Genomic DNA, 19139 nt, shown 5'->3' with positions numbered 1-19139 from the left:
AAGTCCCAGATGCAGGCGCTCATGGCCTTGCGCAATCATGACCTGCCGTCCCTGGAAACCCACTTCAAGGCCCTGTTTGCCGGTCTGCCCCACGATTGGTACCGCAACAACCCCATTGCCCAGTATGAAGGCCATTACGCCAGCGTGTTCTACAGCCACCTGGCCGCCCTGGGGCTGGCCATCACTGTGGAAGATGCCGGCAACACCGGCCGGGTGGACATGACGGTGGATTTCAATGGCCACATCTACCTGTTCGAGTTCAAGGTGGTGGAGCAGGTGCCGGAGGGCAGGGCGCTGCGGCAGCTCCAGGACAAGGGCTACGCCGACAAGTACCGGGGGCAGGGCAAGCCCATCCACCTCATCGGGGTGGAGTTCTCCAGGGAGCAGCGGCAGATCATCGCTTTTGATGTGCTGAGCCTTTGATCCGACTGGGCCTGTGACTCGTTGGCGTGGGAGCGGGCATGCCTGAGAAAACGCCGCGATAAACCCAACACGCCTGTTTCGTCACTCACGCGCTTTTTTCCCCACTTCCGCGCGCTCTCCCCAGTCCCTTGCTTTTTCGTCAATCCCGCGAAAGCGGGAGTCCAGAGCTGTCGGCCCGTGTCTGAATTCCCGCTTTCGCGGGAATGACGGGTTCAGCGTAGTCATCTCTTCTCCCCTCGGAGGAGAGAGGCGGGGCCAGCCCTGGATTCCCGCTTTTTCAGGAATGACGCCTCAGCGTGCCGGAATGAACCAGTCAGTGCGCGAAAATGCCCCGATTCAGAGCCGCTTGCATGGCAACGGTATCGGCATTCTTTCGTGGCCAGGGGCAGCTCCCAAAGGTATGTCCAATCTGCATCGATGGGGCGGGCGGCAAACTCATGCCATATCAGGAAAGATAAAGCCGTTTCATGATGGGGAGTTGTCCGTGATCAAGGGGGCAAACACCATACTTTCGCTCAAGCCGGGACCATTGGCTCGAATAAAAAAACTATTCTAAACATTAGCTTGAGGATATTTTTCTGTTTCTGCTTGATCCGTCTTCAAAAAATGGCACGCTGATTGCAAAAGGTAGGGCATGCGCAGGTTGATAACCGCTCCGGCAAGGTCGAATGCCGCGACATGACAACCAGAAGCGCATCGTATACCGCCGCTTGATTTGAGAGGGAGTAACCGACATGTCCCAGGTCATCAACACGAATATCGCTTCACTGAATGCCCAGCGTAATCTCAGCAACACCCAGAAGCAGCTCAGTGTTGCGCTGGAGCGCCTGTCTTCGGGCCTGCGTATCAATGGCGCCAAGGATGATGCAGCAGGGCTGGCAATTTCAGAGCGGATGACGGCCCAGATTCGAGGCCTGAATCAGGCGGCCAGAAATGCCAATGATGGCATTTCTCTGGTACAGACCATTGAAGGCGCCATGAATGAAATCACCAACAATCTCCAGAGAATGAGAGAACTTGCGGTCCAGGCTGCCAACGATACCTATGGTGATACTGATAGAGAAATTATCAAGATTGAAATCGATGCGCTTATCAAGGAAATCACGCGAGTTGCGGAGCAGACAACATTTAATGATATTGCGTATCTTGATGAAGACTCAGTTCCTGCACGCCCCACAGATTTCAGGTTGCAAGTGGGTGCTAACGAAGATAATATAATTGAGATAGATTTTGATGCTGATATCGGCAGTTTTAAAGCGGATGATCTTGGTGTTGATGAAGCTGCTATTTTGGTTGACGATGCAACTAATGCAGGAGCTTCGATTACCCTGATAGATGCCGCTATAGAAGCGGTTGCAAAATCTCGTGCCGAACTCGGTGCGATCCAGAATCGCCTGGAATCTGCCATCAAGAGCGTAATGAATACGGCTGAAAATCTGGCGGCCTCCCGCTCTCGTATCCAAGATGCGGATTTCGCCGCCGAGACTGCGGCACTCACCCGTGGGCAGATACTTCAGCAGGCCGGTACCACGGTCTTGGCGCAGGCGAATCAGGCGCCTCAGAGTGTTCTGCAGTTGCTGCAGTAAAGGTAAGTTCAGGTCAAGAGTGGCGGCGGGGTTCGGTCGGCAGTTCAGATTGAACCCCATTCCCCCCCCCCCCGCAGTTTTTCGATAGTTGTCATTTCCGCACGAGCGAGAATCCAGTCGCTGTCTTGCTGAGCCCTCCTTGAGTCCACACCCTTTCGGGAGTGTTAGTCGCTCCAGGATTTGCCTCGCGCTCGCCGCTTTCGGCATCTGCCCGAAGAAGGTGCGTCCCCACTTCCGGGTGTTATCTTCGCCCCATCGCCACCCCCGCCAGCCCGTTCCGGCCCCCGCAGCTGTTGTGATGCCAGAAAAGTGGGTGGGATCATTTCCGATTTCGCCATTGCTCCCACGCATGTCTGTTCCATCACTGCCTTGAAGCGGTATTTCCTTCTTTTTCCTGATCAACAAAATGCACAGATCGGCTGCCAAGACTGTCAAGAGGCAGCAGGTGTCAGCCAGGGGTACCTGTCCGGTAGCCCCCGTATTCCATAGTCCCCACTGATCCTCCATCGTCACCGGTACGATCTCAAGCAATAGAGGGGATGTGGCGGATGAGCAGAGGTATCCGACAACGCAAGCGCACTTTCTGGAAGGATCTGGTCCAGCAGTGGGCGGCCTCAGGCCAGAGCAAGGCGGCCTTCGCCCGTCAGCATGGGGTCACGCCCCGCCAGTTATCGCAATGGGCGGCGCGGTACCCGGAGTGGGTGCTGGGCGAGGCTGAGCCAGGGCGCGCGCCTTCGAAGCCGACAGCCGTGCCGCAGCGGTTTTTGGCGGTCCGCACGGTGGAGGACAAGCCCGATCCCGTGGCCCTGTCGCTGCAGCCCGGGGCTGGACCGGTGGTCGTGGCATTGGGCAATGGCCGACGGTTGGAACTGTATCCGGGGTTCTGCGCGCAGACCTTGAAACGGGCCATGCAGGTGCTGGAGGCATGATCGGCTGGCCCACGGGGATGGCCATTCATCTGGCAGTGGCGCCGGTGGATTTCCGCAAGGCCTTCGATGGCTTGTGTATCGAGATTGTTGAGGTGCTGGAGCGGGATCCACTCAGCGGCGAGCTGTTCGTCTTCCGCAACCGGGCCGGAGACAAGCTCAAGGCCCTGTACTGGGATGGTCAGGGCTTCGTGATGATCTACAAGCGCCTGGAGAAGGGGCGCTTCAAGTGGCCCCATCACGCCGAGGGTGATGCAGAGGAGGTTCGGCTCTCCCGCAGCCAGTTGCAGGCTTTGTTCGAGGGCATCGACTGGCGGCGCCTGGAAATGCCCCCACGATGCCTTGCCACCGCCACCGGTTAATAGATAATTATTATCTATAAGTCAGCCGCTTAGCGCGCCATGAATGGTAAAATGCGGGCATGTCGAACACCGCTGCACAAGGCCTGCCGACGCCCCCTCCCAACCTGCGCGAGTCTCAACTTCGCGCCGCCGTGGCAGAGCGCGATGAGGTCATCACGCAGCAGTCCCAGCAGCTCGTTCAACTGCAGTCCACGGTCAATGAACTGAGCGAACAACTGCAGCGCCTCAAGGACCAGGTCCTTGAAGCACAGCGCAAACGCTTCGGGCAAAGCTCCGAACGCGGCCGTTACCTCCAGGAGGATCTATTCCATCCGCTGGAGGCGCCAATCCCCGAGCAGGACGAAGAAGAGGCCGCCGCCCAGGCGCCGACGAAACGGCGCAAGACCCAACCGCCCCGGGGCCGCCGTGCCCTGCCACCGGAACTGCCCCGGGAGACGATGCGCTACGACTACGACGATGAAACCCGGGCCCAGCTGGAGGCACAGAACGGTGGCCCGCTGGAAGAGATCGGCGTCGAGGTGACCGAGACCCTCGAGTACGCCCCCGGGCATCTGTACGTCAAGCGCCATGAAGTGCCCAAGTATGCAATCCGGGGTGATCAGGGTGAGCGCACCATCGTCTCCCCACCTCGGCCCTCGCCGCCGATCCCCGGCGCTCAGGTGGGTGCCAGCCTGCTGGCCCATACCGTGATCAGCAAGTTCGCGGATCACCTGCCGCTCAACCGCATCAGTCAACAGCTGGCCCGGGATGGTTATGACGTTCCCCGCCAGCGGCTGTGCGACTATGTGCTGCTGTCCGCCTCGGTCCTGGCCCCGCTGGCCGACCTCATCCGCCAGGATGCCCTGGCCAGTCCGGTGTTGCACAGTGACGACACCACGGTGCCGCAACTGGAGAAGGGTCGACGACAAACCTGAACCTGTCGCCTGTGGCTCTACCTGGGTCGCGGGCGGGAGGACGGCATCATCCCGGTGTTCTACGACTACACCACCAACCGATCCCAGGAAGGTCCACTGGAACACCTGCGTGACTACCAGGGATATCTGCAAGCCGATGCCTATGCGGGCTACCTCAATGCCGAACGGACCCAGGCGGCGCTGATCTGGTGTGCCTGCTGGTCCCATGCCCGGCGCCCGTTCGAAAAGATCGCCCGCAAACACAAGCAGCGCGGCCGCGTGCATCTCATCATGAAGCTGATCACCGCGATCTACCAGGTGGAATCGCGCCTGCGAAGGCAAGGGATCGATGATCCCGAGGTGATCCGGCAGGAACGCCAGCGGCGCACGGTGCCGATCCTTAAGCGCCTGCGTCGGCTGCTGGACCGCATCCTGCCCAGCCTGCCTCCCCGGGGGGACTTCGCCAGGGCGATCCGCTACACCCTCAACCACTGGCAGGCCCTGCTGCGCTTCACCGAGGATGGCCGCCTGGAGCCCGACAACAACCGTGGCGAACGTGCCCTGCGCGGCGTATGCGTGAGTCGCAAGAACTGGAACTTCACCGGCTCGGAGAATGGTGGTCACGCCCTGGCGATCCTGCTCACCCTCCTGGAGACCTGCAAGCAGAACGGTTTTTTCCCGCACGACTGCCGTCACCCGGCAATCCTGCTCACCCTCCTGGAGACCTGCAAGCAGAACGGGGTGAACCCCCGTCACTATCTGATCGATGTGCTTGAGCGCATCCAGGATCATCCCGCCAATCGCCTCCAAGAACTGCTGCCCTATCACTGGGCACCGCTGGCCCAGAGTTGCGGGGAGCATGCCAGCCCCGAGTGACGGCTGGCTATACGGGGGCTACCGGATGGATACACCATTTGGCGGCAATTTCTGACCGCCTGTTTTCTCAAGTATCAACCACAAATAATCGGTGAAATTCTTATATTATTGAATTTTATTGTTTTTTTCTGGTTTCATCAGCGCATTTACGGTTCTGAAGTGCCAGGGTGGCAGTATGGCGGAAAAATTTTGCCGCAAGAGGCTAAAGCTTGCCGCTGGTAGGCCGATAACGGGTTTGAAGGGAGAGTACAGCGGTAACGAATGGCCTCCCTCGGAACTTTCAAACTCTTGGTTCGATATCGGACCTGATACTGCCTAAGGAGAACGGTCATGGCACAGGTAATCAACACCAACGTTTCCTCGCTGAACGCTCAGCGGAATCTGAATAATACTCAGGCTCAGCTGCAGACTTCCCTGCAAAGGCTGTCTTCCGGCATGCGCATCAATAGCGCCAAGGATGATGCGGCGGGTCTGGCCATCTCTGAGCGCTTCACCGCACAGATTCGTGGCCTGAATCAGGCTGCCCGCAATGCAAATGATGGTATCTCCCTGGTTCAGACTGCCGAGGGTGGGTTGTCCGAAATCAGCAATAATCTTCAGAGAATGCGTGAGCTTGCTGTTCAGGCGGCATCCGGTACCTACACTGATGCCGAAGACAGAGCTGCCATGGATGCCGAATATCAGGCACTGGCGGATGAAATCGGGAGAATTGCAACGGATGTGACGTTTAACGATGTCGATTTGTTCGATGGCTCTCTTGATGTCGATATCCAGGTTGGTGCCAATTCCGGGCAGGTGATCAATATCGCGCTGGCAGATGACTTTACGGGTTTGGCATTTGGTGATCTGACTGATGTTGCTAACGCAAACACTGAGCTTGATGCTCTGGACGGTTTTATTGATCAAGTGGCCAGCGCCCGTGCTGACCTGGGTGCTATCCAGAATCGTCTGGAATCCGCGGTTGCGACACTGAACAACACTTCCGAAAACCTGTCCGCCGCCCGCTCCCGCATCATGGATGCCGACTTCGCAGCGGAAACCGCTGAGTTGACACGGACCCAGATCCTGCAGCAGGCTGGTGTCTCGGTGCTGGCCCAGGCCAACACGGCGCCCCAGAGTGTCCTGGCACTGTTGCAGTAACGCCCGGGGGTTGATGTGAACACGACGGCCCGGGTGGCGATGGTCACCCGGGCTTTCGTTCTCCCCGCCATCGGGGGAGGAGATGGCAGATGGAAACACGATTCAACGTCATACCCTTGAATACAGGCGCCCCCAGGCCCTCGGCTTCCCCCGAGGCGGCAGGCAATCGCCTGCCTTCCGAGTCCGTGTCCGGCGGCAAGGATGTGCCGGCAGTTACCGAAAAGTCGGAAGAAATGGGTCCCCTCAAGGTTTCCCCTGCCGGATCTTCGGATGATGCTCGACTGGCGGATCAGGTTGACGACGCGGTCAACCGCATCAATGACTTTGTGCAGGTGGTGCAGCGCAATCTGCAGTTCACGATCGATGATTCCACCGGAAAGACAGTGGTCAAGGTCTTTGATTCGGAAAGTGAAGAACTGATCCGGCAGTTGCCTCCCGACGAGATCCTGGCGGTCGCCGCCTATCTGGACGAGGTGAGAGGTTTGCTCGTCAAGGAAAAGGCTTAGGAGATGGCCCGTTATTTGCCTGTATCTATGGTGTTCGCAGAGCAAATGATGTGGCATTTGACGGATGGCAGAGCTGGCCGTAGGCACGCCTGCCGTCCGTCACCGTTTTTTTGAGTTCTCGGGAGGTCGTCATGGCTACGATCAGTGCAATGGGAGTGGGTTCCGGCATCGATGTCCGGGGTCTGGTGAATCAGCTGGTTGCCGCGGAGCGACAGCCTCAGGAACAGCGCATTGCGCGCCAGGAAAAGCAGGCCAAGGACCAGATTTCCGCGCTGGGTCGTCTGAAAAACGCCCTGGCTGATCTTGGCAAGGCCATGGACAAGATGAAGGATCCGGCCTCGTTCCGGGCCTTTGACGTTCGGGTGCTCAACGAGAGCATCGTCTCGGCCTCCGTGCGCGGCAATGCACCGCCCGGCTCCTATGAGGTGGAAGTCCAGCAACTTGCCCAGTCCCAGCGGCTTGCAACCAATGCCGGTCTGTTCGGTGCTGGTTTTACAGCCACTGATCAGCTCGGCGCCGGTGATGTCACCATTACCCTGAAGGATGGTTCCACCGAGACCTTCACCCTGGCGGACGGGGCGTCATCCCTGCAGGATCTGCAGAACCAGATCAATGCCAGTTCCACTAACGTGCGTGCTTCGGTCGTCAATGACGGGGAGGGGCCGCGACTGACCTTCACGTCGCTCAAGACCGGTGAGGCGAATGGGATTGCGGCGGTGTCGGGATCCGGTAGCTCGCAGCTGAATAAGCTTACGTTCAACGTAACCGATGAGACCGACGGCTTCACCCAATTGCGTGCGGCCAAGGATGCGATCCTGGTGGTTGATGGTCTGACCATCACGCGAACCAGTAACCAGGTGAACGATGTCATCGATGGGGTTGACCTGACCCTGACCGAGGAAGGCACTACCCGTGTGGGCGTCACCGAAAAGGAGGAAACCGCTCGGGAAGCCGTGCAGGCCTTCGTGGATGCCTACAACGCCCTGCGTCGACAGACCAACCAGTTGGGCAGCTTCAATGCGGATGCCGGCACCAGCGCCGCCCTCAATGGCGACTCCACCCTGAGGGGTGTACAGTTTCAGATGGGCCGTTTGTTGGGCAACCCGGTTGCTGGCATGGATGGTTCCGTGAGAATCCTGGCGGATCTGGGGATTTCCACCCAGCGTGACGGCACCCTGAGCGTGGATCAGGCACGGCTGGATGCCCGGCTTGCGGAAGATCCGGACGAGGTGATCCGCCTGTTCACGGACAAGGATGATGGCCTGGTGGCGCGGATGCAGGGCATGGTGGAGCAGTACACGGGTCGGGACAACATCCTGGATACCCGCACCAAGAGCCTGGAGCGCAGCCTCCGTGGACTGGAGGATCAGCGGGATCGGCTGGATTACCGGATGGAGCGGGTGGAGGCTCGTCTGATTGCCCAGTTCTCGGCCATGGATGCCATGGTGGCCCAGATGAATCAGACCAGCCAGTTTCTGGATAACCAGCTCCAGATGATTTCCAACATGAACAGGAAGAAGTGAGGGCGCATGACGGTCCTCTCAAGTTTTTCCCCGCATGACCGCTAAAGTATTCAGAACACGGTTTCATTTTGCAGCGTCGGGGGCATCCTATGAGCTATGCAGCCATGCATAAGGGTATCAACCAGTATCAGCAGATCGGTGCCGCCGATGCGCCCTTTGCCGATCGTCATCGTCTGATCGAGATGCTGATGGATGGCGGCATGGATCGTCTGGCCCAAGCCCGTGGCGCGGTGATCCGGGGAGATCGGCCGGCCAAGATCAAGTTCATCGGCAAGGCATTCGACATTATTGGTGGTCTGCGTGGTGGTCTGGATCTGGAGAAGGGTGGAGACATTGCCCGTAACCTGGATGAACTCTATGACTACATGCAGCGCCGCCTGGTCAGTGCCAACGCCCGGGACGACGTGACGGTGCTGGATGAGGTGAGTACCCTGCTGGGCGAGATTCGCGAGGCCTGGAAGGAGATCCCAAAGGAGGCCAGGTTGAACCCGGAAGCTGCGGCCAGATCGGTGAATTCGGAGACGTGATGCCGGTACATTCGATGGAGTCGGTGCTTGCAGCGGCGGCGGCGCTGGAAACGCTTTCCCGCCGCCGTCTTGCGTTGGCCCGGGACGGCCAGTGGAAGGCATTGATGGAGACGGAAGACGAACGTACCCGGCTGGCGGCTGGAATCCAGGTGGACAATCTGCCCGCCGACGTGGCGGAAAAGTCGGATCTGGCTGAACGGCTGACTCGCATCCGGGATCTGGATCAGGCCTTGTTGCCATTGCTGGAGCAGGCCCGGGATGCCTTGGGTGAAGAGCTTCGCCAGGTGCAGAAGGGTGTGGCGGGGGCGCGGGCGTATGAGAAGGTGGGGGATTTTTAGGGTTATTTTTCACCGCGCCAGCCGTGCCAGATGCCGCTGATAGCGGCGCATGACCAGCAGGTGGGCCACGGCCTGGCTCCACAGGTACAGATACCAGGGCAGTGACGGCGCAAAGTCGTGAATGGCCGCCATGGTGTAGCGTCCGCCCAGGACGCTCTGAAACTCGAATCTCCCCCGTTGTGCTTCCTTTCTTGCCAGCAGGCCGCCGGTGATGCGGTGGATCTGTCGATCCTTGGTGCCGGCCTGGCTGTCCCGTTCCAGTTGCAGCAGCAGGTGTCCGCCGGGGCGCAGGTGGACCTGGTAGCCGGTATCTTCGCCGGTGTGGGGGTCGGTGAGGACCGTGGTTTTCACGAAGGGCCGGCAGCAGTCTCCCAGCCAGCGGAAGTAGTTGCCGGCCACCCAGGCGGCGTCCTGGCCGGGGGGCTGGATGATGCGCTGGATGGAGCGTACCCGGCTGGCCTGTCTGAGCGCGGCCCGGGTCTTTTGGTGGATGGGTTGCCTGGGATTGGGCAGCAGGCGTTTGCGGCGGTGGTCCAGGGCGTCGTTCAGGGCCTGTTCGAAGGGGATGGCGCCCGGGTCGATGAACCGCTGGACTGGATTGTCCCTGAGCCGGGTGTCCCGGGGCAGGCTTTCCATGACGGGGGCCACCAGGTCGGTGGGGGTGCCGGTGATCCAGCGGGCGCCCTGGGCAACGATGGCGCTGGGCAGCCAGGGCAGGGTGAGGAAGCGGCGTTTGAGGCCCAGCAGTCGTGCCGTGGTCCGGAGCATGTCCTCGTAGCTGATGCAGTCGGGGCCGCCGAGGTCGTAGTGGCCCCGGAACTGTTCCGGTTTGCCCAGGGTGTGACGGATGGCGCGGATGAGGTCCGCCAGGGCGATGGGCCGGGTGCGGGTGCGGGCGTTGGGGGGCAGGGTGATGATGCCGATCCGGCGCACCAGCTCCACCATGAGCCGGCAGGCGGAGCCGCCGGGGCCGACCACCAGTCCGGCGCGCAGGATGGTGACGGGGACGCCGTGGGCGGTGAGGGCCATTTCCACTTCCCGGCGGCTCCAGAGCAGGGTGGAGATGCGGAAGGTGTCGGGCATGAGGCCGCTGACGAAGAGGATCTGTCTGATGCCGTTGGCGGCGGCGGCGCGGGCGAAGTTGTCGGCCAGGATGAGGTCCATGTCCCTGGGGGCGGCCTGGGTGAGGCGTGACGAGGGGGCCAGGGAGTGGACCAGGTAGATGGCGTAGTCGCAGTCCTTGAGGGCGTGGGTGAGTTCGGCCAGGTCGTAGAGATCGCAGTGCCGCCAGGTGATCCGGGTGTCGGGATCGGGGGGTTGGGCGCGGGCCTGGGATCGGGTGAGGGCGGTGACCGGGTAGTCCCGGGCCAGTTCACGGCACAGGGCGGTACCGATGAAGCCGCTGGCACCGGCGATGGTGATGCGGGGGGCGTGTTCCGTGTCCGGCAACATGATCCCTTCGCGGCGGGCAATGTCGTGAATGGGAAGCCGGATGGCGGTTTGTTGGTCCGGGGTCAGACGCATGCGCCAAGATTACTACATTTGCGACACCTCCAGGTCCCGCAGACGCTGGGCGTCGCCGAGGGGGATGCCGGGGGTCTGAAGGTGGGGGCGCAGGGGGTTCCTGGGGCGGTAATCATCCTTTTCCTTGAGGCGCTTGAGAACCATTTCCTGCAGGGCTTCGTGGCCGTGCAGGGTGGTCCCCAGCGGCCGGTAGTAACGGGACGAGACGCGCTGGTACATGCCTTTCATGAACAGGGCGAAGGAGTCGTGGGCGGGGGCCAGCAGGTTGTCGTCGGTGACGGGGGCGAGTTGGTTCTTGTCGATGCCCAGGCCGCATTCCATCATGCGCTCGGCCATCCAGTGCAGGGCCACGTCGGCAAGACGGGCATCCTGGTAGCCGCCGCCGATGTCGGCGTGGGCGCCGCTGAACCAGGCCTGTTCGATGCGCTGACTGGGTTTGTGTTTGGGGTCCCAGAGGGTGGCCTCGTAGTTGCTCCGGTGCTCGTCCACGGCGATGGCGTGGAAGGCGTTGCGGACGATGCCGCTCAGTTCGGTGTCATGAAACTGGTAGCGGCGGGCGTTGAACCAGTCGAATGAACGCAGGGGGACGCCCAGGGCGCCGACGGTGTCCCAGACGCCCAGGGCGTGGATGTCCGGTTCCCATGAAAATCGTTCGCGAAAGGCGATGGCGCCGGGGGTGTCCGGGCCTTCGTCGCGGGTGCGGTAGAGCTCATAGGCGGCATTGATTTCCCGGCGGCGATTGCGGTGGACAAGGCCGGCGTTGCGGATCATACCAACCAGGCTGCGGGCGGAGTAGGCGCCCCGGCTGAAGCCGATGACGAAGATCTGATCGCCGTCTTCGTAGTGGTCCACCAGCGCTCGATAGCCTTGCTTGATGAGTCGGTCCAAACCCACGCCGAAGGCGCCGCCGCTGATGCGGTTGTACCAGCGGGTGCCGACGCCGGGGACGTAGTGTTTGCGCTGAGGGATGCCCTGGTGGGTGGCGGGGATGGCTTCGTAAAGCTTGTAGACGTTGGTGTTGGCGCCCTGTTCGATGTCGCCGCTGTCGTTGGGGGTGTTCCAGGTGCCGTCGAAGCAGATGATGATGTTTTTCATGTCGCCTCCCGGGTGGCGGCTGCAGGCCCTTTGGGGAGGATAGGTGATGGTGGGGGAGTTTGCTCAACGGGGGTGAGGGGAAAGGCCCGGCAGGGGATCAGCCCTGGGCGGGAACCTTGGCCGCCGCCTGCCGGATGATGTCCGGGCCGGCATCGGGGCGGTGGGCGTTTTCGCTCAGGTGACGGCGCCAGGCGCGGGCACCGGGGCGGGCCTGGAACAGGCCGAGAATGTGACGGGTCATGGCCTGCAGGGGGACACCTTCCGACAGACGGGCCTCCACATAGGGCAAAAACTGTTCGATGACTTCATGGGGGGATTGCGCCGGGGCCGGTTCACCGTACAGTTCCGGGTCCACGCCGGCCAGGAGCCAGGGGTTGTGGTAGGCCTCGCGGCCCAGCATGACCCCGTCCACATGCGCCAGTTGCGTCCGGCAGTCTTCCAGACGGGCGAGGCCGCCGTTGATGATGATCTCCAGATGGGGAAAGGCCTGTTTGAGGCGGTGAACCCGGTCGTAACACAGGGGCGGGATTTCCCGGTTCTGTTTGGGGCTCAGACCCTGCAGCCAGGCCTTGCGGGCGTGGACGATGAAGCGGGTACAGCCGGCACCCGCAACGGTTTCCACAAACCGGTGAAGATGGGCTTCGCTGTCCAGGTGGTCGATACCGATGCGGTGCTTGACGGTGACGGGGATGTCCACCGCGGCCTGCATGGCGGCCACGCAGTCGGCCACGAGCGCCGGTTCGGCCATGAGGCAGGCACCGAATCGCCCGGAACTCACCCGGTCCGAGGGGCAGCCCACGTTGAGGTTGATCTCGTCATAGCCCGCCTCGGCCCCCATGCGGGCGCAGGAGGCCAGGGCCTGGGGGTCCGAGCCCCCCAGTTGCAGGGCGATCGGGTGCTCCGCCGGATCAAAGCCCAGCAGGTAGTCCCGATCGCCGTGGAGCAGGGCGCCGGTGGTGACCATCTCTGTGTAGAGGAAGGCACGGCGGGAGATAAGACGCAGGAAGTAGCGGCAATGCCGGTCAGTCCAGTCCATCATCGGCGCCACGCAGAAGCGGTGAAGCCCGTTTTTCCTTTCTGGTCGATGGCTTACCGCTGATTCCGCTGACTTTTCTACGATCCTTTCCTGCTGCATGTTGGCCTCACGAAAATCCTTTAGATCCTTCGCGCCTGCTGGGCGGCGTTGCCGGTGTAGCCGCCCGGGGTGAGGGCCTTGAGCTGGTCCCTGGCCACCTGGGGAATCTCCAGGGTGTCGATGAAGGCGCGCAGGCGGGGGCCATCCACCCGTTGACCGCGGGTGAGTTCCTTGAGCTTCTCGTAGGGCTTTTCCACCCCGTAGCGGCGCATGACGGTCTGGATGGGCTCGGCCAGGACTTCCCAGTTGGCCTCCAGGTCGGCATCCAGGCGGGCGGTGTCCACTTCCAGCTTGCCGATGCCCTTGCCGACGGCCTGATAGGCAATCACGGACCAGGCGAAGCCCATGCCGATGTTGCGCAGCACGGTGGAATCGGTCAGGTCCCGCTGCCAGCGGGAGACGGGCAGCTTGCCGGCCAGGTGTTCAAAGACCGCATTGGCCAGACCCAGGTTGCCCTCGGCGTTTTCAAAATCAATGGGATTGACCTTGTGGGGCATGGTGGAGGAGCCCACTTCGCCGGCGATCACCTTCTGCCGGAAGTAGCCCAGGGAGATGTAGCCCCAGACGTCGCGGGAGAAGTCGGTGAGGATGGTGTTGAAGCGGCACAGGCCGTGGAACAGTTCGGCCATGTAGTCATGGGGTTCGATCTGGATGGTGTAGGGGTTCATCTCCAGGCCCAGGCTGTCGATGAATTCCCGCGCCAGGGTTTCCCAGTCCACGTCCGGGTAGGCGCTCAGGTGGGCGTTGTAGTTGCCCACGGCACCATTGATCTTGCCCAGCATGATCACGTTGGCCACCTGGTTGCGGGTGGTCTTGAGGCGATGCACCACGTTGGCCATTTCCTTGCCCAGGGTGGTGGGGGAGGCGGGCTGGCCGTGGGTGCGGGAGAGCATGGGCTGATCGGCGTGCTTGTGGGCCAGATCACGAATGGCGTGAATGACCTCGTCCATCAGCGGCAGCATGGCCTGGCCCCGGGCCTCCTTGAGCATGAGGGCATAGGCCAGGTTGTTGATGTCCTCGGAGGTGCAGGCGAAGTGGAAAAACTCACTGATGGCGGCCAGTTCCGCGTTGCCGATGACCTTTTCCTTGAGGAAGTACTCCACCGCCTTGACGTCGTGGTTGGTGGTCCGTTCGATGTTCTTGACCCGGCGGGCGTCTTCCTCGGAGAAGTTTTCCACGATGCCGTCCAGGATGTAACGGGCGTGCTCACCCAGGGGCGGCACTTCCGGGATGCCCGGATGGGCGGCCAGCGCCTTGAGCCATTCCACTTCGACCTGTACCCGGTGACGAATCAGGCCGAATTCGCTGAAGATCGGGCGCAGCATCTCGGTCTTGCTGCCGTAGCGGCCGTCCACGGGGGAGATGGCGGTGAGGGAGGATAGCTCCATGGGGCGGGGTCTCCGGGCTGACTGAAAAAAGCGGGATTATACTACAGGATAGAGGATTCGCCCCGTTGGGGCGCCGTCGCGCCGCTCACGCAGAGGAGACAGAGACATGGACCCTGCCAGGACACGCATCGAGCATGACAGCATGGGCCCGGTGGAGGTCCCTGACACCGCTTTGTACGGTGCCCAGACCCAGCGTGCCGTGAATCATTTCCGGATCAGCGGCAAGCCCATGCCGGTGGCCTTCATCCGCGCCCTGGGCCATGTGAAGGCGGCCTGTGCCCAGGCCAACCGGGATCTGGGCCTGCTGCCCGAAAAAATGGCCGAGGCCATCATCGCGGCGGCGGATGCCGTCTCACGGGGAGAGCACGTGGAGCACTTTCCGGTGGATGTGTTCCAGACCGGCAGCGGCACCAGCTCGAACATGAATGCCAATGAGGTGATCGCCACGCTGGCATCCCGGCACCTGGGGGCGACCGTGCACCCCAATGATCACGTCAATCTCGGGCAGAGTTCCAACGATGTGATCCCGACCACGTTGCATGTGGCTGCCGCCGTGGCGTTGCGCCGGCAGCTGATCCCGGCGGTGCTGGAGCTGGCGGACTGCATCGACGAGCGCGCCCTGTCCCTTGCCGGTCTGGTGAAGACCGGGCGTACCCATCTGATGGACGCCATGCCCGTGCGACTGGACCAGGAACTGGGGGCCTGGGCCCAGCAGCTGCGTTACGGGGCGGAGCGCCTGGAAGACGGATTTCCCCGTTTGGTGGAGTTGGCCGTCGGCGGAACCGCCGTGGGGACGGGGGTGAACGCCCATCCCGAGCTGGGAGATCGCGTCGCCCGGATACTCTCCCGTCGCACCGGGGTGATGTTCGTCATCAAGCCGAGCCGGTTCGAAGGGATGGCGGCTCAGGATGCGGCGGTGGAGATGAGCGGGCAGCTCAAGACCCTGGCCGTGAGCCTGATGAAGATCTGCAACGATCTGCGCTGGATGAACTCGGGGCCGCTGGCCGGGCTGGGCGAGATCCGGCTGCCGGCCCTGCAGCCCGGAAGCAGCATCATGCCCGGCAAGGTGAATCCGGTGCTTCCGGAGGCGGTGGCGATGATCTGTGCCCGGGTGATGGGAAACGATGTCACGATCGGCATCGCCGGTCAGTCCGGAAACTTTCAGCTTAACGTAATGTTACCGCTGATGGCTCACGATCTGCTTGAAAGTATCGAACTGTTGGCCCGAGGTATTGTGCTGCTGCGGGAAAAGGCCGTGGCAGGCCTGACGGTGGATGAGTCACGGCTCAAGGCCATGCTGGAACGCAATCCCATCCTGGTGACGGCGCTCAATCCGGTAATCGGGTATGAGCAAGGGGCGGCAATTGCCAAGCGGGCCTATGCGGAGGGCAGGCCCGTGCTGGAGGTGGCGCTGGAGATGACGGATCTGGATGAGGCCGAGCTGCGTCGCTTGCTGGATCCGATGGCACTGACCGGGCCTTCAGCCGGCAGTGGGGGGCGCGAGGGTGAGGCATGAATCAGGAGTAGGAAAAATCTTTAAGATATTTGCATAAATTATTGAATGTAAGCGGTTTACTGAAGTAATAACCCTGAATGAATTCACAATCGAGCTGTTTGAGGAAGGCCAGTTGTTCCTCGTTTTCCACGCCTTCCGCCACCACTTCCAGGCCCAGCCCCTTGGCCATGGCGACGATGGCCGTGACGATGGCCGTATCGTCGCGGTCATGGGGGGTGTCACTCACAAAGGAGCGATCGATCTTGAGAGTATGGATGGGAAAATGCTTCAAGTTGTTGAGGGACGAGTAACCGGTGCCGAAATCATCCACTGCCAGCCGGAAACCCAGCTGATGCAATTGCCGGAACATGTCCACGGCCACGTGGATGTCCTGCATGATGGTGCTTTCCGTCAGCTCCAGTTCGATACGGTGGGGCGAGATATCGTGCTCCTTGAGGATGGCGGCATATCTTTCCACCAGCTTGGCCTGCCGGAACTGGCGTGCCGACAGGTTGATGGCCATGCGGGGAGGCTCGATGTCCGCTTCCCGCAGCCGGTGCATGTCCTCGCATACCCGCTTGAGCACCCATAGCCCCAGGCCTTCGATGATGCCGGTGTCTTCGGCAATGGGAATGAAATGGGCCGGGCTCAGTAGCCCCTTCTCCGGGTGATGCCAGCGCACCAGCGCCTCCAGGGCTTCCACCTTGCCGGTTCGCAGGGAGACCTGGGGCTGGTAGTGGATGTCGAACTCGTCCCGGGCCAGGGCCTTGACCAGCTGGTTTTCCAGCACCAGGTGGCGGTAGGTCTGGGAATTGAGGTCTTTGGTATAGAACTGGTAGAGGTTGCGGCCGCGCTGCTTGGCTTCGTACATGGCCGCGTCGGCGTTCTTGATCAGGGTGTCCGCGTCATTGCCGTCGAAGGGGTGGATGCTGATGCCGGCACTGCAGGTGATGAACACCTGATGATCCATGACCTCATGTTCACGGCTGATGCTTTCGATCAGTTGCTGGACGAAACGAGCCACCAGATCCAGCGAGGCCACGTTGTCCAGGATGATGCCGAATTCATCGCCGCCCAGTCGGGAGAGGGTCACGTTGGCGACGTCCAGATGGTAGCGTCGGGTCACCTCGGCCGAGAGAAAGGTGTTGCGCATCTCGCCGGCGAGACGGCGGATCAGGATATCTCCCGCGCGATGCCCCAGGGAATCATTCACTCGCTTGAAGTGGTCCAGATCCATCAGGATCACGGCGATATGCCCGTCGGGTACGCCCCGGCGCTGCATCAGCTGGCTGAGGCGATCACTGAACAGAACCCGGTTGGGCAGGCCGGTGAGGGTGTCGTGACTGTGCTGGTGAAGCAGCTCCTTCGACTGGCGCTGGGTGATCTTGCGCAGGGTCTGATGCTGTTGCTCCCTGAGGGCGTAGAGGGCGGCACTCTCGAGTGCATAGGCCGTATTGAAAAGGATGATGGACAGCACCTTGAGGCCTGACTCGGCGGCGCGCAGGGCGGTGCCGCGGATACGGCCGACGAACATACCGCGGATGCGTGTACGGGTGGAGACGACGTGCATCACCAGATGGGTGTCGGCCGGATACCGGCCTCCCGCGTGGATGCATACCGGGTGATTCTGGTTGATGGCCCAGGCGAACTTGCCTTCGTCGATCAGGCATTCGACGGCGGCCTCCAGCTCCTCATCCGTGCAGCCGGGCTGACGGTATGCGAGATTGAAGTTGGAGTCGTCATCAACAATGTAATAACCCGCATCCTCAAGGGTCAGAACGCGGATCACGCAGTCGTGCGCGCATTTGAGGATGGTTTGGGTATCTCGGTTGTGACGGTGGTCACCGAAAATCGAGGTCATGGAAGCCAGTACATCCATGGCATAGTGATGCCAGTGATTGGCTGCCTCGAGATAAGCCACACGCTCACGCAGATAGTCGATTTCTGCCCGGTGAGGTGAGTCTTTTTTAGTCATTTTCATGCCGTGAATACATCGACGACCTGCTGGTAGTGCATGTCGGTATGGGTGATCACCTGTTCCAGCATGGTTTCGGACAGGGCAATGCGAATCCAGGCCTCATCATCAATCGGGGGGACATAGCGCTCTCCGCTGGTACCCAGTCTCAGGGCATTGGCAATGCTGTCCGCCACATGGACGACGGCCGTTTCGATGGGGTACTGGGCGGCCAGGCCCGGCGTGTGATGATAACGGACCGGCTCCTCGAAGGCTTGTGGCAGGTTCCAGGCCTGCAGCAGATCCCCGCCCAACTCGGCATGGTCCATTCCCAGAATCGCCTGTTCCGCCTGGAACAACAGGCATTGGTGTGCATCCCGGTGCGCCAGGACCCGGGCCGATGTCTCGGTCATGTGCATGAACATGAGCAGGCGGCCGATGTCGTGAAGCAGGCCGGCCACATAGAAGCGTTCCACGTTGGCTTCGCGCCGGGCACCGGCCAGACTGCGGGCCAGGAGCGCGGTGACGATGCTGTGTCGCCAGAAGCTTTCCATGTCGACCCCCGCCACGGGAAGCCGGTTGAAATAGCGGATGATGGTGGCGGCAAGAACCAGGTCGCGCAGTTGCTGGGTGCCGATGATGCTGATGGCGCGGTCGATACTGCTGATCTGGCCGGGAAAGTTGTAGAGGCTGCTGTTGGCGATGCGGAGCAATTTGGCTGTCAGGGCGCTGTCGGTCTCGATGGCCCGGCTCATGGCCTCGAAGGAACTGGTGGGGTCGTTGACCGCGGCCTCGACGCGATGAAAGACGCTCGGCAGGGTGCCTAGTTCCGGGTTGTCGGCGAGGATGTCCTGAATGATCGATGTCGTCATGGATTGCCTTTGGCGTCAAGTTTCCTTGCAAGGCGCGCCGTCGATACCTTGAACAAGACATCCATGACGGGATTGGCAAGATCCACGTGCATGAAGGCTGTGGCCATGATGCTTCTGGCCTGGGTCAGTGATGCTTCGCTGACTTCGCGGGGGGCTCCCTGGGCGTCGCCGTTGGCCGATGAATCCGGGTGCATGACCGGAACCTCCTTGTCTGTCCAGACGGTAATCTCATTGACACCCCAGGTCTTGAGGACGCGAATATGCTTGTCTCTCAGGGGCAGACCGGCGGACAGCAGGAGCCTGCCGCTGCGATCCCGCACATCTTCCGCCAGTACCGCGCCTGGCGTGGCCCTGTCCGCCGGGATGTTGATCTTGCCGTCCATCCGTCAGCCCCCTGGTTTTTCCAGCGTCTTGCCGTCACTCCCACACGGGCGGGAGTCCGTTATTGTCAGCATGCTACTGGATTCCCGCGTTCGCGGGAATGACGGAATGGCGAGCTCATCAACGCATGTGATATAGCCGATTGGATTCCCGCTTGCGCGGGAATGGCATTGATGGATGATCGGCGGATCACTT

18 protein-coding genes and 1 pseudogene are annotated in these 19139 nt (G+C 61.3%); 12 read left to right on the top strand and 7 right to left on the bottom strand.

Annotated elements, in window-relative coordinates; translation table 11 throughout:
* From LQD11_RS07765 to LQD11_RS07715, 11 genes and pseudogenes are all read left to right on the top strand, one after another.
* On the top strand, positions 1-423 hold a 423-nt coding region (locus LQD11_RS07765; protein WP_238617027.1), incomplete at its 5' end, for a PD-(D/E)XK nuclease domain-containing protein.
* 734 nt (positions 424-1157) lie between these two features.
* The gene (locus LQD11_RS07760) at positions 1158-2009 is read left to right on the top strand and encodes a flagellin N-terminal helical domain-containing protein (protein ID WP_238617026.1); all 852 of its coding nucleotides are present in this window, start codon (positions 1158-1160) and stop codon (positions 2007-2009) included.
* Between the two features lie 548 nt (positions 2010-2557).
* A complete protein-coding gene (gene tnpA / locus LQD11_RS07755) occupies positions 2558-2938 on the top strand; it encodes an IS66 family insertion sequence element accessory protein TnpA (protein WP_238617024.1) in 381 nt (126 codons plus the stop codon).
* Positions 2935-3297 (top strand): IS66 family insertion sequence element accessory protein TnpB, encoded by a 363-nt coding sequence (gene tnpB, locus LQD11_RS07750; protein ID WP_090209625.1) that lies wholly within the window; start codon positions 2935-2937, stop codon positions 3295-3297. The genes tnpA and tnpB overlap by 4 nt, the downstream gene beginning before the upstream one ends.
* Positions 3298-3356: 59 nt before the next feature.
* A pseudogene (gene tnpC / locus LQD11_RS07745) lies at positions 3357-4859 on the top strand (IS66 family transposase); the annotation flags it as partial.
* Positions 4839-5066, top strand: a complete 228-nt coding sequence (locus LQD11_RS15505) for a transposase domain-containing protein (RefSeq protein WP_276315681.1) — start codon at positions 4839-4841, stop codon at positions 5064-5066. The pseudogene tnpC and the gene LQD11_RS15505, both read left to right, overlap by 21 nt.
* 330 nt (positions 5067-5396) lie before the next feature.
* A complete protein-coding gene (locus LQD11_RS07735) occupies positions 5397-6206 on the top strand; it encodes a flagellin N-terminal helical domain-containing protein (RefSeq protein WP_238617023.1) in 810 nt (269 codons plus the stop codon).
* Between the two features lie 89 nt (positions 6207-6295).
* Positions 6296-6712 (top strand): flagellar protein FlaG, encoded by a 417-nt coding sequence (locus LQD11_RS07730; RefSeq protein WP_238617022.1) that lies wholly within the window; start codon positions 6296-6298, stop codon positions 6710-6712.
* 131 nt (positions 6713-6843) lie between these two features.
* Positions 6844-8235, top strand: a complete 1392-nt coding sequence (gene fliD / locus LQD11_RS07725; protein WP_238617021.1) for a flagellar filament capping protein FliD — start codon at positions 6844-6846, stop codon at positions 8233-8235.
* A gap of 104 nt (positions 8236-8339) precedes the next feature.
* Positions 8340-8762 carry a flagellar export chaperone FliS gene (gene fliS / locus LQD11_RS07720; protein ID WP_168044634.1) on the top strand — a complete coding sequence of 141 codons (423 nt, stop codon included), beginning with the start codon at positions 8340-8342 and terminating at the stop codon, positions 8760-8762.
* A complete protein-coding gene (locus LQD11_RS07715; protein ID WP_238617020.1) occupies positions 8762-9100 on the top strand; it encodes a flagellar protein FliT in 339 nt (112 codons plus the stop codon). The genes fliS and LQD11_RS07715 overlap by 1 nt, the downstream gene beginning before the upstream one ends.
* A 9-nt stretch (positions 9101-9109) precedes the next feature.
* Here the strand turns inward: LQD11_RS07715 and LQD11_RS07710 are convergent, their stop codons facing one another.
* The 4 genes from LQD11_RS07710 to purB form a co-directional block, all read right to left on the bottom strand.
* Positions 9110-10624 (bottom strand): NAD(P)H-binding protein, encoded by a 1515-nt coding sequence (locus LQD11_RS07710; RefSeq protein ID WP_238617019.1) that lies wholly within the window; start codon positions 10622-10624, stop codon positions 9110-9112.
* Between the two features lie 12 nt (positions 10625-10636).
* On the bottom strand, positions 10637-11719 hold the full coding sequence (locus LQD11_RS07705) for a DUF2235 domain-containing protein (protein WP_238617018.1): 1083 nt from the start codon (positions 11717-11719) through the stop codon (positions 10637-10639).
* A 97-nt stretch (positions 11720-11816) separates the two neighbouring features.
* Positions 11817-12854 (bottom strand): tRNA dihydrouridine(20/20a) synthase DusA, encoded by a 1038-nt coding sequence (dusA, locus tag LQD11_RS07700; RefSeq protein WP_276315674.1) that lies wholly within the window; start codon positions 12852-12854, stop codon positions 11817-11819.
* Between the two features lie 20 nt (positions 12855-12874).
* Entirely contained in the window at positions 12875-14242 is a 1368-nt protein-coding gene (gene purB, locus LQD11_RS07695) for an adenylosuccinate lyase (protein WP_238617016.1), read from the bottom strand.
* Positions 14243-14348: 106 nt separating this feature from the next.
* Between purB and LQD11_RS07690 the strand changes: the two genes are divergently transcribed.
* Positions 14349-15758, top strand: a complete 1410-nt coding sequence (locus LQD11_RS07690; RefSeq protein WP_238617015.1) for a class II fumarate hydratase — start codon at positions 14349-14351, stop codon at positions 15756-15758.
* A gap of 1 nt (position 15759) precedes the next feature.
* Here LQD11_RS07690 and LQD11_RS07685 read toward each other — a convergent pair whose 3' ends face one another.
* From LQD11_RS07685 to LQD11_RS07675, 3 genes are read right to left on the bottom strand one after another with little or no spacing between them, the layout of a single operon-like run.
* Positions 15760-17712 carry a putative bifunctional diguanylate cyclase/phosphodiesterase gene (locus LQD11_RS07685; protein ID WP_238617014.1) on the bottom strand — a complete coding sequence of 651 codons (1953 nt, stop codon included), beginning with the start codon at positions 17710-17712 and terminating at the stop codon, positions 15760-15762.
* A gap of 2 nt (positions 17713-17714) precedes the next feature.
* Positions 17715-18563, bottom strand: a complete 849-nt coding sequence (locus tag LQD11_RS07680; RefSeq protein ID WP_008931228.1) for an HDOD domain-containing protein — start codon at positions 18561-18563, stop codon at positions 17715-17717.
* The gene (locus LQD11_RS07675) at positions 18560-18946 is read right to left on the bottom strand and encodes a hypothetical protein (protein WP_238617013.1); all 387 of its coding nucleotides are present in this window, start codon (positions 18944-18946) and stop codon (positions 18560-18562) included. Before LQD11_RS07675 ends, LQD11_RS07680 begins: the two co-directional genes overlap by 4 nt.
* Between the last annotated feature and the right edge of the window lie 193 nt (positions 18947-19139).

It is taken from the genome of Ectothiorhodospira shaposhnikovii (genome assembly GCF_022227765.1).
Taxonomy (GTDB): Bacteria; Pseudomonadota; Gammaproteobacteria; order Ectothiorhodospirales; family Ectothiorhodospiraceae; genus Ectothiorhodospira.
This window is presented reverse-complemented; position numbering and strand designations above follow the sequence as displayed.

Excerpts from the sequence above, each read along its gene's own strand:
- LQD11_RS07730 (WP_238617022.1), top strand. The coding sequence starts at position 6,296 with ATGGAAACACGATTCAACGTCATACCCTTGAATACAGGCGCCCCCAGG.
- dusA (WP_276315674.1), bottom strand. The coding sequence starts at position 12,854 with ATGCAGCAGGAAAGGATCGTAGAAAAGTCAGCGGAATCAGCGGTAAGC.
- LQD11_RS07710 (WP_238617019.1), bottom strand. The coding sequence starts at position 10,624 with ATGCGTCTGACCCCGGACCAACAAACCGCCATCCGGCTTCCCATTCAC.
- fliD (WP_238617021.1), top strand. The coding sequence starts at position 6,844 with ATGGCTACGATCAGTGCAATGGGAGTGGGTTCCGGCATCGATGTCCGG.
- LQD11_RS07715 (WP_238617020.1), top strand. The coding sequence starts at position 8,762 with ATGCCGGTACATTCGATGGAGTCGGTGCTTGCAGCGGCGGCGGCGCTG.
- LQD11_RS07680 (WP_008931228.1), bottom strand. The coding sequence starts at position 18,563 with ATGACGACATCGATCATTCAGGACATCCTCGCCGACAACCCGGAACTA.
- fliS (WP_168044634.1), top strand. The coding sequence starts at position 8,340 with ATGCATAAGGGTATCAACCAGTATCAGCAGATCGGTGCCGCCGATGCG.
- LQD11_RS07735 (WP_238617023.1), top strand. The coding sequence starts at position 5,397 with ATGGCACAGGTAATCAACACCAACGTTTCCTCGCTGAACGCTCAGCGG.
- tnpA (WP_238617024.1), top strand. The coding sequence starts at position 2,558 with ATGAGCAGAGGTATCCGACAACGCAAGCGCACTTTCTGGAAGGATCTG.
- LQD11_RS07675 (WP_238617013.1), bottom strand. The coding sequence starts at position 18,946 with ATGGACGGCAAGATCAACATCCCGGCGGACAGGGCCACGCCAGGCGCG.
- purB (WP_238617016.1), bottom strand. The coding sequence starts at position 14,242 with ATGGAGCTATCCTCCCTCACCGCCATCTCCCCCGTGGACGGCCGCTAC.
- LQD11_RS07760 (WP_238617026.1), top strand. The coding sequence starts at position 1,158 with ATGTCCCAGGTCATCAACACGAATATCGCTTCACTGAATGCCCAGCGT.
- LQD11_RS07705 (WP_238617018.1), bottom strand. The coding sequence starts at position 11,719 with ATGAAAAACATCATCATCTGCTTCGACGGCACCTGGAACACCCCCAAC.
- tnpB (WP_090209625.1), top strand. The coding sequence starts at position 2,935 with ATGATCGGCTGGCCCACGGGGATGGCCATTCATCTGGCAGTGGCGCCG.
- LQD11_RS07685 (WP_238617014.1), bottom strand. The coding sequence starts at position 17,712 with ATGACTAAAAAAGACTCACCTCACCGGGCAGAAATCGACTATCTGCGT.
- LQD11_RS07690 (WP_238617015.1), top strand. The coding sequence starts at position 14,349 with ATGGACCCTGCCAGGACACGCATCGAGCATGACAGCATGGGCCCGGTG.